The organism is Leucothrix pacifica, from assembly GCF_003172875.1.
Taxonomy (GTDB): Bacteria; Pseudomonadota; Gammaproteobacteria; order Thiotrichales; family Thiotrichaceae; genus Leucothrix; species Leucothrix pacifica.
Map to the genome: position 1 here is coordinate 13,950 of NZ_QGKM01000069.1, position 14,468 is coordinate 28,417.

Annotated in this window: 11 protein-coding genes; 7 read left to right on the plus strand and 4 right to left on the minus strand. The window is 45.7% G+C overall.

Annotation, left to right across the window (positions count from 1 at the left end; translation table 11 throughout):
• Entirely contained in the window at positions 1–1,050 is a 1,050-nt protein-coding gene (locus DKW60_RS18245; RefSeq protein ID WP_109839099.1) for a helix-turn-helix domain-containing protein, read from the minus strand.
• A gap of 163 nt (positions 1,051–1,213) precedes the next feature.
• Here DKW60_RS18245 and DKW60_RS18250 point away from each other — a divergent pair, with 163 nt between their 5' ends.
• Genes DKW60_RS18250 through DKW60_RS18260 form a run of 3 tightly spaced genes read left to right on the plus strand, consistent with a single transcriptional unit; the run spans position 1,214 to position 7,843 of the window.
• The gene (locus tag DKW60_RS18250) at positions 1,214–3,316 is read left to right on the plus strand and encodes a type I restriction-modification system subunit M (protein WP_109839100.1); all 2,103 of its coding nucleotides are present in this window, start codon (positions 1,214–1,216) and stop codon (positions 3,314–3,316) included.
• Positions 3,313–4,527 carry a restriction endonuclease subunit S gene (locus tag DKW60_RS18255; protein ID WP_109839101.1) on the plus strand — a complete coding sequence of 405 codons (1,215 nt, stop codon included), beginning with the start codon at positions 3,313–3,315 and terminating at the stop codon, positions 4,525–4,527. The genes DKW60_RS18250 and DKW60_RS18255 overlap by 4 nt, the downstream gene beginning before the upstream one ends.
• A 10-nt stretch (positions 4,528–4,537) precedes the next feature.
• Complete coding sequence (locus tag DKW60_RS18260; protein ID WP_109839102.1) at positions 4,538–7,843, plus strand: type I restriction endonuclease subunit R; 3,306 nt, start codon at positions 4,538–4,540, stop codon at positions 7,841–7,843.
• On the opposite strand, the gene DKW60_RS18265 is transcribed toward DKW60_RS18260, so the two are convergent.
• Positions 7,840–8,826, minus strand: a complete 987-nt coding sequence (locus DKW60_RS18265) for a Fic family protein (protein WP_109839103.1) — start codon at positions 8,824–8,826, stop codon at positions 7,840–7,842. The genes DKW60_RS18260 and DKW60_RS18265 overlap by 4 nt on opposite strands.
• Before the next feature lie 199 nt (positions 8,827–9,025).
• Between DKW60_RS18265 and DKW60_RS18270 the strand changes: the two genes are divergently transcribed.
• From DKW60_RS18270 to DKW60_RS18285, 4 genes are all read left to right on the plus strand, one after another.
• The gene (locus tag DKW60_RS18270; RefSeq protein WP_109839104.1) at positions 9,026–9,376 is read left to right on the plus strand and encodes a hypothetical protein; all 351 of its coding nucleotides are present in this window, start codon (positions 9,026–9,028) and stop codon (positions 9,374–9,376) included.
• A gap of 9 nt (positions 9,377–9,385) precedes the next feature.
• Positions 9,386–9,895 (plus strand): PIN domain-containing protein, encoded by a 510-nt coding sequence (locus tag DKW60_RS18275; protein WP_109839105.1) that lies wholly within the window; start codon positions 9,386–9,388, stop codon positions 9,893–9,895.
• Between the two features lie 12 nt (positions 9,896–9,907).
• Positions 9,908–10,537: an SGNH/GDSL hydrolase family protein gene (locus tag DKW60_RS18280; protein ID WP_109839106.1), complete on the plus strand. Its 630-nt coding sequence runs from the start codon at positions 9,908–9,910 to the stop codon at positions 10,535–10,537.
• 122 nt (positions 10,538–10,659) lie between these two features.
• On the plus strand, positions 10,660–11,232 hold the full coding sequence (locus DKW60_RS18285; RefSeq protein WP_109839107.1) for a hypothetical protein: 573 nt from the start codon (positions 10,660–10,662) through the stop codon (positions 11,230–11,232).
• A gap of 73 nt (positions 11,233–11,305) precedes the next feature.
• On the opposite strand, the gene DKW60_RS18290 is transcribed toward DKW60_RS18285, so the two are convergent.
• The gene (locus DKW60_RS18290; RefSeq protein WP_109839108.1) at positions 11,306–13,771 is read right to left on the minus strand and encodes an ABC transporter permease; all 2,466 of its coding nucleotides are present in this window, start codon (positions 13,769–13,771) and stop codon (positions 11,306–11,308) included.
• Positions 13,768–14,463, minus strand: coding sequence for an ABC transporter ATP-binding protein (locus tag DKW60_RS18295; protein WP_109839109.1), 696 nt, complete (start codon positions 14,461–14,463; stop codon positions 13,768–13,770). The genes DKW60_RS18290 and DKW60_RS18295 overlap by 4 nt, the downstream gene beginning before the upstream one ends.
• Between the last annotated feature and the right edge of the window lie 5 nt (positions 14,464–14,468).

A 14,468-nucleotide genomic window follows, 5' to 3' on the forward strand; every position in this document is an offset into this window, starting at 1 on the left:
CTAAATTATTCTCAAGGCGGGCATTTCAGCTATCTTCACAATAGGCATAACCAGCAGCTCAGCGGCCTTTGATTCACCAATAATACCTTCACCGAGTGCCCGATAGACTAACTGCTTAAACAATAATGTGGTTTCCTTAGGATAGGCTGTACCGGGCTCTTGCTTGCGCCAGCCTTTTTTAGAAAAGTTAATTATTAAGCTTTTTCGTACTGTTGCATTAATGATGTTTAAGTTGGCTGCGTGATGAAAACAGCCTTGCATACTTAAGCCATACTCGTGTTTCAACAAGTAAAGCTCTTGCGGCTCTAATTTATGCCGTTTCGTTCCTAGCTGCTTAAACATACTTGAAGCAGGGAGCAAAAATGCCGAGGCAAAACGATTACACGCACTTTCCTCTTCTAAGCTATCAGAAAGGCGGTCATGTAAAAGTAAGTGCCCAAGCTCATGCGCAAGCGTAAAACGCTGACGATCCCCCGGCCAATTAGCAGAGACAACTATCACAGGTTTGCCTGAAATCGAGGTTTGTAAACCATCAAACTTTGCATCTTCATCAACAGCGGTGACGATTACCAAAATACCGTTCAACTCAAGCGTATCAATCAGGTCAGTAATTGGGTTTAGTCCAAGCTGCCACTCCTGACGAATCAAATCTGCGATGCCATCAATCTCTTCTAATGTGTTTACTTGTGCTGGTAGCGAATCGGGTGCAGCAAAATCTGGCACAGGAAAGTTAGGCCATAGGTTGCTTAACTCTTCCCAACGCTCAGCCTGATCTAATACATCCGCTTCTATGCGCTTAAGTACGCCTTTCGGAGTGTTTGCACGTTTACGGTATTCAACAGCCGAAAGCTTTACTTTTGATGGACGAAAGAAGTACTCACTGCGTACCTGCAATGCTTTTGATAATTTAATTAAAACGCCTGAGCTAGGCATGCTGATGTCATGCTCATACTTTTTGATCATATTGGCACTAACGCCAGCTGCTTCGCCTAAAGCTTTCATTGATAGACCAGATGCTGCACGAGCACGTATTAGTCGCTCTCCAATCATATCGAACACTCCTGAAAATGGTTTATAAATTTATTTTTATGGTAATTATTGTAAACCGTTTTTGATTACAAGTCGTGTACGTTTTTTTGACTCAGACAAAGCAAATACCCCCGCAATCGTTTATTATGCCCACACCCAACGAACGCACCTTTCAAGGATAAGAATGAATACCCAAGACCTAAAAAAACTAGAAAATGATCTATGGGCAGCCGCTGATAGCCTGCGTGCTAACTCTGGCTTAAAAGCATCAGAATACGCTGCGCCTATCCTAGGGCTTATCTTTCTACGTTTCGTTGACAACAAATACAGCCAGTTTGAAGCTGAAATCAATGAGGAATACGAGCGCAACAAAGGCGGGAGAAACGAAAAATCGCTGAAAAGTATCGCTGTTGAAAAGTGCCGCTTTTACCTGCCCGATTCAGCACGCTACCAAACATTACTTGATCTCAGTGATTCAGATGACATCGCGCTGCACATCAAACACGCCATGCAAGCGGTTGAAGACGGGATTGATGATGAGCAGTTTAAAGACGTGCTCCCTAAAGACGAGTATGCAGGTCTAAGCGGTGACAAAACCGAAGAAATTAAAAAGACACTCAACGAACTACTGCGTATTTTTAAAGACATACCCGTCGATGCAGGCGGTGATGTGTTTGGTAAAATCTACGAATACTTCCTCGGTAAATTTGCCCTTGCCGAAGGTCAGGGTGGTGGTGAGTTCTTTACCCCTGAGTCTGTGGTTAAATTTATGGTCGCCATGATCGAGCCGAGCAGTGGGACGATTTACGACCCTGCCTGTGGTTCAGGCGGTATGTTCGTGCAATCCGCTCATTTTATTGACCAACACCGCAGTCATGGCGAAGCGCGAGAATTTACGGTTTGTGGTCAGGAAAAAACACCGCAAACCGCCAAACTTGCCCGTATGAACTTGTTCTTGAATGATCTGAAAGGTGAGATCAGCACACTGAATAGTTACTACGAAAACCCGTTTGATAGCGTTGGGCAGTTTGACTACGTGATGGCAAATCCACCGTTTAATGTCGATGACGTTAACCTCACCAAAGTCAAAGACCAGCCGCGTTTTAATACCTACGGCATCCCGCAGAAAAAGACCAAAACCAAGAAAGCGGATGAAGGCAAAGAAACGGTTCCCAATGCCAATTACCTTTGGATTAACCTGTTCGCCACCTCACTAAAATCAAATGGTCGTGCGGGCTTGGTGATGGCTAACTCTGCCAGTGATGCGCGTCACTCAGAAGCAGAGATACGCCAAAAGCTGATCGAAGAAAACCTTATCTACAGCATGGTGACGCTACCGTCGAATATGTTTTATACCGTGACCTTGCCCGCAACCTTATGGTTTTTTGATAAGGCCAAAACGGATGAAAACATCCTGTTTATTGATGCGCGTAATGTCTTTACCCAGATTGACCGTGCACACCGAGAGTTTAGCGATGATCAAGTGCGTAACTTAGCCTTAATCGGCAAACTGCACCGAGACGATCGCGAAGAATTTACCAGCACGGTGAGCGACTACTTCAAGCAAGGTATCGACTTACTCAAAGCACAGCAGCGAAAGTTGGCCTCATTGCGCTGTCAGATAAAAGCAGCTTTGCCAGAAACCATACAAAAAACCTTGTGTGAGGAAATTAATACGATCGCAAGTGGCTTCAAAACATTGTGGCTGGCGCAGCAAGCGTACCTACAGCAATCGCTAGACAAGGACTTATCAACCGATGATCTCAATACGAAACAGCACGCATGGTTAGCTCAGTGCGAGCCGTATTTAGAGACGTTAAAGCAAGGTTTGAAACAGCTGGATACGTCACTTCGCAAGCACGAAAAAGACTTACAAACCGCGCATGAGATCGAACAGGCGAACGAAGACAAACCCAAGCGTTTTTCACTGGATAAAGCCAATAAGCAACTGCGCAAAGATGCCGAAGCGCTGCATGAGGTATTAAAGCAATGTCGTTTGCCATTCACACACATTCGCTGGTTGCAGGATCGTTTCCCTGATGCGAAATATGAGGACGTGACCGGCTTGTGTAAATTAGCGAGTCTGGAAGATGTGAAAGAACAAGACTACTCACTTAATGCGGGGCGTTATGTGGGCGTGGTGATTGAGGAGGATGGTAAGACGGAAGAGGAGTTTTTGGCTGATTTGCAGGAGATGAATGCACGTTTGAATGAGTTAAACACCTTGGCTGGCAAACTGAGCAAGTCTATTGGTCAAAATGTCCTATCATTAGTGGATGCTCAATGAAAACAATAAATATCTCTGAACTGATAGACAGTGGTGAAGCAAGTATTCAAACAGGCCCTTTTGGAACACAGTTAAAAGCGAAAGACTATGTTGAGTCAGGAACACCAGTCATCAATGTTAAAAATGTAGGGTTTGGAACGATTAGGCATGCAGGGTTGGAGTATGTTAATGACAAAATGAGGGAAAAACTCTCTGCTCATATTTTGCAGAAAGGGGATATTGTATTTGGTAGAAAAGGCGCAGTTGAACGGCATGCTTTAATTTATGATCATGGGGATGGCTGGATTCAGGGCTCGGATTGTCTAAGACTCAGAATAAACAGCAATCGCGTCAATAATCGTTTCGTTTCTTATTACTTAAGAACCCAAGCTCATCAAGATTGGATGCAGGCTTTATGCTCTTTTGGGGCAACGATGGCTTCTTTAAATCAGGGAATTGTCAAACGTATTAGCCTTCCGCTACCTTCGACTCAAACACAAGATAAAGTCGCTGCTATCTTAACCTCTTACGATGACCTAATCGAAACCAACAACCAACGCATCCAGCTATTAGAAAAAATGGCGGAGGAAATTTACAAAGAATGGTTTGTTCGTTTGCGGTTTCCGGGTCACGAAACAGTGAAAGTGGTGAAGGGTGTACCATCTGGATGGAGTACTAGTACTATTAAGTCTCTTATTTCTAGAAAGCCAACTCCTAAAAAATATAAAGAAAAGGAGGTTTTAGGTGAAGGAAGAGTTCCTGTTTTGGATCAATCGACAAAAGACACCTTGGGTTTTCATAATGGTGATGTAGATTTTAAAGCTACGAATGATGACCCCATAATCGTATTTGGTGATCATTCATGCAAAATGCTTCTGATGGAAAGTGACTTTTCACTGGCTGAAAACATGATTCCATTTACTCCAAAGACTAAGGATGTTCTTGCTCACTATTTGTTCTATACAGTCAAAGGTTTAGCAAAAACAACTGAGTATAAGAGGCACTGGGGAGATTTGGTTATTAAGGAGGTGTTTGTCGCGCCGCGAAATTTACAAATAGAGTTTGGTGATTTAGTTAAAACAAATTTAAAAGAAATAAATTTGTTAAAAGAAGTTAATCAAAACCTATCAGACACCCGCGATAAATTACTCCCCAGACTTATTTCAGGTAAACTATCCGTAGAAAATTTAGACATCAATTTTCCGCCTAGTATGGAAGATGCTTTAGCATAAAGGATAAGCTATGCCTGCACCGATCAGTGAAGACGATATAGAACGCGCCTTATTAGCCAAGTTATTGGCGGATTACAATATTGAGCAGTTAAACTGTTTCACGGCAAATTCGGATGATCTTAATGACGGTTCAGGTCGAGCAAAAAAGACCGATGTGCTATTGGTTCAGCAGCTAAGAGCGGCACTCCCCGCCCTGAATCAACACATTCCAGAAGATCAACGCCGTGATGTTATTGATCGGGCGATTGATAAGCTGATGGCTCCCGCAGAAGGCTCGCCGATTGACATTAACCGTCAAATGGACGGCTGGATGCGCGATGGTATCCCAGACTTAAGTTTTAATAATGCACAGAACAAAACTGAGTCCTGTTCGGTGTATTTGATCGACTTCAAACAGCCTGCAAATAATTCGTTTTTGGCGGTATCGCAGCTTTGGATTAAAAGTCAGGGCGCACAGGCAAAAGCAAATTATCGTCGTCCTGATGTGATTTTGTACGTCAACGGCTTGCCGCTGGTGTTTATCGAGTTGAAAAACTCGAATGTGAAGCTGAAAACCGCTTATTCGGTTAATTTGGCGGAGTATAAAAATGACATCCCGCAGCTATTCTATTTCAATGCTTTTTGCATCTTATCCAATGCGCTGAATACCAAGGTCGGGGCGTATGCGTCTGATTGGGATTACTTCTTTGATTGGTTACGTGTCAGTAGTGAAAAAGAAAAGATAGACCGTAAGAAGATAGAGTCGGCTGGCACGAGTTTGGAGTATGCGATTGAGGGTTTGCTAGAGCCTAGCAAGTTGTTGGATTACGTTGAAAACTTCATTGTTTATCAAAATGAATCCACCAAGATCATTGCGCAAAGCCATCAACTCCTCGGTGTTAATCGTGCCTTCGATCGCTTTAAAAACCGTGATGATTATCCCGAAGATGAGCGTAGTAAGCTCGGTGTCTTTTGGCACACACAAGGTTCGGGAAAGAGTTATTCGATGGTTTTCTATATGCGGAAAATCAATCGTAAGTTACAGGGTAACTACCGCTTCCTTGTGGTGACGGATCGTAAAGATTTGGATACGCAGATTTATAAAAACTTTTTAGCGACTGCAACCATCAACGCCAAAGATGCCGTAATGCCGAAAAATGGTGAGCAGCTGAAGGAGTTTCTGACTCAAAATAAGCGGATTGTCTTCACGCTTATTCATAAGTTTCATAGCCCTAAGGGTAAGACGTTCCCAACATTGAGCGAAGCGGATGATTGGGTGGTGATGGTCGATGAAGCACATCGCACGCAGTACAAAAGCTTAGCAGAGAATATGCGCAAAGCCTTGCCCAATGCCAATTACATCGCGTTTACAGGAACGCCCTTATTGGGAAAGCAGCGTAAGACGCATAAGTGGTTTGGTGACTATGTGTCGGAATATAGTTTTCAGCAGGCGATGGATGATGGCGCGACTTTGCCGCTGTTTTATCAGAAGCGCGTACCATCTGTATTGATTGAAAACGATGACTTGGATGAGGAGTTTTTAGAATTATTAGAAGATGATGATCTCACGACGGCACAGCGGGAAAAACTCGAAAAGAAATACGCCACAGAGCTGAGTGTGATTAAAGGCGATGACCGCCTTGAGGTGATTGCCAAAGACCTTGTATACCACTTTCCACGGCGCGGCTACCGTGGCAAGGCGATGATGATTTGCGTGGATAAGTTCACCGCCGTCAAGATGTACAACAAGGTGCAGTACCACTGGAAAGAAGCGAAGAAGGATTTACAAAAGCGCATTAAGCGAACGTCTGATGAGTTAGAAAAACGTCGTTTGGATCATATTCTCAGTTACATGAAAGGCGTGGATATGGCCGTGGTGGTCAGCCATGATGCTAACGACGTTGAGCGTTTTCAAAAGAAAGATTTAGACATCAAGCCGCACGCCAAGCGAATGGAATCAACTGATGCTAACGGTTGGGATATCGAAGATCAGTTTAAAGCGCCAGAGCATGAGCTTCAGTTGGTGTTTGTGTGTGCGATGTGGCTGACGGGCTTTGATGCGCCGTCTGTTTCAACCTTGTACCTCGACAAACCGATGAAAGATCATACGCTGATGCAGGCAATCGCCCGTGCAAATCGTGTGTCTTCGTACATGGTAAAAGGCGTGACAGGTAAATTGGTTGAGAAGAAGAATGGTGAGGTAATTGACTATTACAATGTCTTCCGCAATATGAAGAAGGCGTTGCGTGATTATGGGGTGGGTGATGATGGTGAGGAGTCACCGATCCAGGATAAGTCTCGGTTGTTTGTGTTACTTGAGGAGGCGATTGAAGCGACGCACAGTTATTGTTTGGCGCATGATATTGATCTGAGTTTGGTACTAAGTGAACACGCTGAAACGGCCTTTAAAAAGGTGGCGTTGTTTCAGGAGTTTGCTAATAATTTGCTTGGGGCTGGTGACCATTATCGAGCCTTTTATGTCTTTCAAAATACGGTTGCCGCTTTATATGAGGCTTGCCGTCCAGAGATAAACGAGTCCAATTACTACGCGTTGCGTCAACAGGTTGCGGTTATCCAGTACTTGCGAAAAATCATATCGGATACGGTTGAAGAGGTGGATGTCGAGAAATACGAGCCAGCGATAGAGGACTTGTTGGATGATAGTATTGTTGTTGATGACGATGCTAAAGAGAAGATGGCAGCTGAAAAAGCGGGACTTTATACACATAGCATCATTAAAAGTGGTAATAAAATTAGCTTACAAAACATTGATTTTGAAAAGCTAAAAGATGAGATCAAAAAGGCTGAGTATAAGAATATTGAAATCAGTGACCTGAGAGCATTTTTGGAACGAAAATTAGCACAGATGCTAAAGGAAAACTCGGAGAGAAAAGGGTTTGCTGATCGTCTGAGAGCAATTATTGATCGCTATAATAGTGGTGCTACCTCTACTGATGATTATATGGATGAACTGCTTAGTATGGGTAAGGAGTTGAGTGTAGAGGAAGAGCGCCATATCCGTCTTGGGCTAACGGAAGATGAGCTAGAGTTATTTGACTTGCTCATGAAAGATAAGCTGACTAAGGCAGAGGAAGAAGAGGTCAAGCTTGCGGCTAAGAGTTTGATACCAAGTCTCAAAGAAGCTGCGCCAAAAGTGTTATTGGATCGTTGGTATCAAGATCGTCAAAATACTGAGCGAGTCCGAAACAGAATTTCAGATTGCCTGAACGAAAGTTTGCCGCAGAGCTATGATACTGAGGTGTTTCGCCAGAAATGTGATGCGACACTCAATTTAGTGACTGACTTGGCTAAGCAGGGGCGTAAGTGGGCTGCTTAATCTGGTGTAGTCATTTTCAATTTAATCTCATCCAAACTAAACCGAGCCGCTTTAAGCCCTAAAATCTCCTTAATCCGGTCGACCTGAGCAATTGAGTATAGGTAGTAGCCTTTGTCGGTTTGGTCAGCAACCTCCAGCAAGCCCTTATCCGTCCAGTGTCTCAGCGTTGATACTGACTGGCTGCTCAGTTTGGCCAGCTGGCCAATTTTCAGAAGGTTATCCCGATTAGCCACTTGCGGTGCATCTTCACCTTTGGCAGCTTTCAAAAAGATATTCAGAGACTTATCCACAGTTCCGGCAATCAGCTTGTCAAAGTCTGTACGACTACCGCCCAGTTGAGCTTGTTCCAAAGTGCGAATATAACGTTCTCGCTGTCGTTTACTAATAATGGCGGGAGGGTAACCATTTTGCATCAGAATCAAATTCATCAGTAAGCGTGCGGTACGCCCGTTTCCATCAGCAAAAGGGTGAATGGTGACCAGTTCATAGTGTGCCCACGTTGCCAGTTCGACGGGGTGGATTTTGCTGGACTGTGCGTTTAGCGTCGTAACAAATTCACCAACTAAACGTGGCACTTTGACATGGTTTGGCAGCACGACTAAAGAGCCGGATATGCGTACGGGAAAGCTGCGGTACACTCCGGCATTGTCATTATCAATGCTTTGCAGAATGATACGATGAATATTGAGAATGTGAGACTCGGTTAGTTCTGTAGTCGGCATATCCACAAGGCTGTGAACGTAATCAAGCGCTTTGGCGTGGTTATGCGCTTCGACGTGTTCGTGCAAGCTTTTTCCACGAACCGTAAGGCCTTTTTCAACCACAAGTGCCGTTTCCTTGCGCGTGAGTGTATTGCCCTCAATAGCATTGGAGGTGTATGTCAGCTCCACACGAAACCAGTCATCCAGATTGGTGACTAGTCCTGGGGGGAGTGGTCGGTAGCCGTCCAGTTCCTGTTTTCTTTGTGTTAGTGATTTGTACATTGCTAAAACCATAAAGTGTAAGGTTATAGTTTATGTTGTTTATATGGTGGTATCAAATTGTCTGTGGTTGAGGTATCTATGGTTCTAAGTCCGTTTGACTCGATAGTATGGGTAGTCGTTGGGTGATTAAGTCCATGATAGAAGTCAACACCGATTTATGTGCTACACTGATTTATGTGTTTAATTAGGGTCGAGCATCATGAAACCAGCTACTGTTAACTTTACCGCCTCCATAGAGCGTGATTTGTTGCGCCGTGTAAAAGTGATTGCCGCGAAGCACGATACCTCGGTTAATGCCTTATTCAACAGTGAGTTGCGGTACTTAGTCGAAACCTTCGAGGCAGCGGAATATCAAGGCATCAATAACTATCAGGCCTTGCTGAATTTCTCTTTGGGCAAAGCTGATGACACCGAAACCATGGAGGTTTTGGGAGTCGAGAGTGAGGAAGATTTGTTTTTGCTTATGGCAAAAGCGCATTTACCGATGCCACGGTTATCGCCTGAACGTACGGCTAAAATGGTTGATGATCTTAATGATTTATTAAACTGAGGCTGGTGCATGAATGTCATTTTAATTGCGGATGCAGGGCCGCTGATCACATTGGCCTATGCTGACTCACTGGATATTCTGTTTAAGCCGGGCTGGTCGGTGCAGTTGGTTGATATGGTTGTGCATGAAGTTACCCGAAACGATACGCCCACAAGCCAGAAAATTTCCAGATGGATTCAAGATAACCACATCGACATTAAAGAATCAGAAACCTACAGACGTTACTCGGCGGCTTTGGAAGCTGGTGAAGCTCCCCGTAAGGCAAATCTGGGAGAACTAGCGATTCAGGAGGTGATGCAGCAGTTTGTACTGAGGCAGCCGCCGGAGGTGGGTGTTTTCCTGTTTGAAGATCATAAAATTGCACGAACTAGCTTTGTATTACCAGAGAGTTGTAGGAAGATTAGCACACGTGCTTTTCTTGATTTTCTGGAGCAGCACGAATGGATTGAATCCGCCCATTCTATTGAACGAAAAGCGATCTTAGCGGCTCGTGCTTTTTCTCAACTCAGACATCCTTAGCAGGTAAAAACAATGTACAGAATAATGTGCTTCGGCGACTCAAACACGTGGGGCTTCAAGCCAGAAGATTACTCACGCTACGACAGCAACACACGCTGGCCTTGTGTCATGCGCAGCGCTTTGGGTGAAGGCTTCGAGCTGGTGGAAGAGGGCATGAATGGCCGCACCACGGTGTGGGATGATCCGGTCGATGGTCTCATGAGTGGTTTGTCTTACTTAAAGCCTTGTCTGCTGTCGCACAAGCCACTGGATTTGGTATTGATCATGCTGGGAACGAATGATCTGAAGGATCGTTTTAACGTCAGCGCTCCGGAAATCGCAAAGTCAGCAGGGCGGTTAGTGACGCTTATTCAGCAAAGCGATTGTGGCCCACAAGGGTCAGCTCCTCAAGTGGTATTGATTGCGCCTCCGCCAGTGGTTGAAGGGCCGGATGGCTGGGGGCTTCGTCAGCTCGGGCTGGCAAAGTCACAACAGTTCGCAGCCAGTTTTGCTGAGGTTGCTTCAGAGTTGGGTTGTCAGTTTGTGGATGCAGGCAGTTTTATCGAGACGAGTCCGGTTGATGGCGTGCATTTTAGTGCGCAGTCACATCAGGTTTTTGGGGCGGCGATAGCAAAAGTTGTGGCTGAGCTAGCAAAGTCTTAAATGTACAGGGATTGATTACCTCAATCAGGTTTTAGTGTTTATATTGATCATATAGGCCTATCATTGAGTGAAGTTGGTAAACAAGCTGACTCCGTCATTACTCATAAATACAAGTATATTCTATGACTGATCATGTAAATCCCTATGAAGCACCCAAAGCTGATTTAAAGTCCGATTTAGAGGTATCAGCCGAACAGGCTTATTTTTTCACGGCGTCACCGGTGAAATTGGTAGTCATGTCGCTGTGCACGTTCGGTTTTTATGAGCTGTACTGGTTTTATAAAAACTGGGTGATCATAAAGCACCGGGCAGCTAGTAACATCATGCCGGTCTGGCGTGCAGTGTTTGCGCCTTTTTGGGGATTTGCAGCGTTTGATGAGGTCAATAAAGCGGCAGTAGAGCATGGTGTGCCGACGTCATTGTCAGCGGGTTGGCTAGGCTTGGCCTATCTGCTGTTGTCTATTACGTCGAACGGCCCTGATCCGTACTGGCTGCTGTCCATTTTTAGTTTTGCTCCTATGCTTGGCTTCAATGCCTTAGCAATCGAAGTGAATCAGAAGGTAGAGCCGGAATTCAGGCGCAACAGTGACTTCACGCCTTGGAATGTGTTGGCAATTGTCGTCGGTGGTAGTTTGCTGGTTCTGACGCTTATCGGCACGTTCTTTGTTGATGTATTGGACGATATTCCATTCTAGGCCTGGCAAATTCATCAGTGGGTGGGCCGGAATTAAACTCGCGCCACCCACTAATGAATCATTTCTAACAATGTTATTCAGCATGCTCCTGAAACAGCACCGCTGGCGCAACATTGAGTAGAGGACGAAGGTTTAAATATCCTGCGATTCCGACCAATACAGCGCCCGCCACAGTGCCAATCAAGATCAACATCAGGTTGATACTAGGCTCCAGATCAAATAACGCATAGGCGGCAATATTGCTGGCGAGTACGGCAAATAATCCGGCTAAAAACCCTGACACGGCACCCACCACTACAAATTCGGTGAGAATGCTCTGACGCAATTGCTTACGGCTGGCGCCAATGGTTTTGAGGATTGCCAGTTCTTTGCGTCGTTCCGCTTTTTGTGATTGCAAAGCTGCGAACAAAACCACGATACCGGCGATCAGCGTGAAGGCAAAAATGGCCTGTACCGCGAAGGCGGCTTTACCGATCAGGTCTTTAATCTGCGTCATAATGGCGCTGATATTAATGGCGCTCACACTGGGGTGTTGTTTGATGAGATCAGGGACTAAGCTGCGGTTCTCCGGTGGCGCATAAATACTGGTAATCCAGGTTTGCGGAAGGTTTTCCATAGAGCCGGGTGCGCCCAGAACAAAGAAGTTGGGTGTGAGGTTGTCCCAGTTTACACGCCGTACACTGGTAATCGTTTGTGTAAATTGCACACCACCAATATCAAAGGTCATGGTGTCGCCGAGTACCAGCGAGAAGCGTTCCATGACGCCTTCTTCAACGGAGAAGCCTTGATTATCTTCCGGCTTGAACCATTCGCCTTCCAGCAGGATATTCGCTTCAGGAAATGCTTCAACCGATGACAGGTTGAATTCACGCTGGAGTAGTCGACGTGCCCGAGGTGACTCGAAGTCATCGATGACCACAGGCTTATCATTCATCGCCACTAATCGCCCGCGAATCATGGGGTAGAGGTCAGGATCGATTTTGTTTTCGTTGAGGTAAGCTCTGAGTTTGCTGACCTCATCGGGTTGGATATTGATCAGGAAGTTATTGGGTGCATCGTCCGGAATGCTGTTTTGCCAGCGATCCAGCAGGTCACCCCGTAGGGCAGTCAGTAGTAATAAGCTAAATAGACCTATTCCAAACACTACCACCAAAAGCACCAAACGATTGCCAGCACTACTCAGGGCGCGTGCGGAGTATTTGCGATTACGGCTGAGCTTTTTCAGTTGTGACAGGAGGAGTGTTGAAACGGCCCAAAACACCAAGATGGCACCGAGTGTTCCCAGAAATAGGAAGGCACTGAGTTTTAGGTCTTGGGTTTGCATCCACATCAGCGCAAAAATTCCCGACATAATGGTCAGGAGTAATAGCTTCCAGCGATTGCTGCGTGGTTGCGGTTGGTTCTGGAAAATCTGCACGGGCGCGGTATTCACCAGCTGTAGTAGTTGAGGTGAAGAGAAGCTGAAAACCATAATCCATGCGGTTAACAGACCAGTGATTAGAGGTACTAAACTTGGTGCAGGTAAGTCAGTGCCGATGACGTCGCGCAGCATGTAGGCAATACCGTTTTGGATGAAGTATCCTAATATCGCCCCCAGAATCGCTGCAGCGGTTGATGTCAAAAGTAATTGGCTAAGGTAGCGAACCAGAATGCGCCTGCGCGACGCCCCCATGGTTTTTAGTACTGCAACCGAGTGTGTCTCGTGACGGCTAAAGCTGTAGCTGGTTAGTGCAATGGCTGCGCCTGCTAAAATCACACTTAGTAGGGCAGCGGTGTTTAAGAAACGCTGTGCCCGTTGTAGCGCAGTGCCGACAGACGGTAAGCCATCATCCAGTGTTTCTAAGCGTTCTCCGGTTTTTAATTGAGGCTTTAACCAATCAGTCATGTTTTTTACTTGAGCATCAGTTCCGGAGAACAGGTAGCTAAAGCGCGCACGACTTCCCGGTGTCAGCAGCCCAGTTGCCGGAAGGTCGGCTAATGGCATCAACACTTCAGGGGAGAACTGAAAAACATTAGCCCCTTGATTGGGTGATTTTACCAGTACTTTGTTGAGGTTAAACAAGCTACGCCCAATGCGGACTTCGGTATTCGGTGGGATTTCCAAACTGCTGAATAAAGTGGGTGCAGCCCAGACCTGACCTGACTTTAAATTGCTAAGGCTGTCGACTTCGCTGCGCCCGTCTAGCAGTGAGCTGGTCTCAACATTGCCTCGTAAAGGGAAAGTGTCGCTTACCGCTTTAACGTCTGATAGTTGCAGGCTGTCGCCGACGGATACCACGCTGCGAAAGCTAATGATTTCAGCTTGTTGCAGGCCAAGTTGTTTAGCCTGTGAAAGGTAGTCTTCACTTAAGGGGCGTGATGAACGCACGATTAGATCTGCACCGAGTAATTTGGTGGCTTGCTGCGTCATTGAACGTTCGGTGCGGTCAGTAAAGAAATTGACCGACGTTACCGCTGTGACTGAAACTAATAGCGCCAGAAACAGCAATCGCATTTCATCAATACGCCAAGCCTGCCGCCAGATTTTTAACAAATTCATGCCTCAGTCACCAGTTGCCCGTCAACGATACGGTAATGAATCTGGCATTGATCTGCCAAAGCATCATCATGCGTTACCAGTACCAAGGTGCTGTTGTTGTCTTTTTGCAACTTAAACAGCAGTTGCTCGATATCTGTACTGGTTGCCTGATCCAGATTACCCGTTGGCTCATCAGCAAATAGCACTTTGGGCTTATTCACAAACGCTCGCGCTAGTGCGACGCGTTGTTGTTCCCCACCGGATAATTGTGTTGGCAAGTGTGTGGCACGATTGCTCAGTCCGACTTGTTCCAATGCTTCCAGTGCGGCTTTGTGCGGATCACTCACGGATTGCTCCAGCTCTAAGGGAAGAAGAATATTTTCCAAGGCGCTGAGGTTGTTCATCAGATGGAATGATTGGAATACGAACCCCACCTGACCGAGGCGCAGAGCAGCACGTTGGTCTTCATCTAAGTCGACCATCGATTGTCCCAGTAGCTTCACATCACCGGTGCTGGCAGTATCTAAACCGGCTAACAAGCCGAGCAGGGTGGTCTTACCAGAGCCTGATGCACCAGTTATCGCGACGGAGCTGCCTTGTGGAATCTGTAGCGTGATATCATGAAGGATTGATAATGATTGATTGTTTTTAAGTTGGATCTTTTTACCAAGCGCCGTTGTCTCAAGGGCGTAATTAATCGTGTTATCTACCATCGGAT

Excerpts from the sequence above, each read along its gene's own strand:
- DKW60_RS18245 (WP_109839099.1), bottom strand. The coding sequence starts at position 1,050 with ATGATTGGAGAGCGACTAATACGTGCTCGTGCAGCATCTGGTCTATCA.
- DKW60_RS18250 (WP_109839100.1), top strand. The coding sequence starts at position 1,214 with ATGAATACCCAAGACCTAAAAAAACTAGAAAATGATCTATGGGCAGCC.
- DKW60_RS18255 (WP_109839101.1), top strand. The coding sequence starts at position 3,313 with ATGAAAACAATAAATATCTCTGAACTGATAGACAGTGGTGAAGCAAGT.
- DKW60_RS18260 (WP_109839102.1), top strand. The coding sequence starts at position 4,538 with ATGCCTGCACCGATCAGTGAAGACGATATAGAACGCGCCTTATTAGCC.
- DKW60_RS18265 (WP_109839103.1), bottom strand. The coding sequence starts at position 8,826 with ATGTACAAATCACTAACACAAAGAAAACAGGAACTGGACGGCTACCGA.
- DKW60_RS18270 (WP_109839104.1), top strand. The coding sequence starts at position 9,026 with ATGAAACCAGCTACTGTTAACTTTACCGCCTCCATAGAGCGTGATTTG.
- DKW60_RS18275 (WP_109839105.1), top strand. The coding sequence starts at position 9,386 with ATGAATGTCATTTTAATTGCGGATGCAGGGCCGCTGATCACATTGGCC.
- DKW60_RS18280 (WP_109839106.1), top strand. The coding sequence starts at position 9,908 with ATGTACAGAATAATGTGCTTCGGCGACTCAAACACGTGGGGCTTCAAG.
- DKW60_RS18285 (WP_109839107.1), top strand. The coding sequence starts at position 10,660 with ATGACTGATCATGTAAATCCCTATGAAGCACCCAAAGCTGATTTAAAG.
- DKW60_RS18290 (WP_109839108.1), bottom strand. The coding sequence starts at position 13,771 with ATGAATTTGTTAAAAATCTGGCGGCAGGCTTGGCGTATTGATGAAATG.
- DKW60_RS18295 (WP_109839109.1), bottom strand. The coding sequence starts at position 14,463 with ATGGTAGATAACACGATTAATTACGCCCTTGAGACAACGGCGCTTGGT.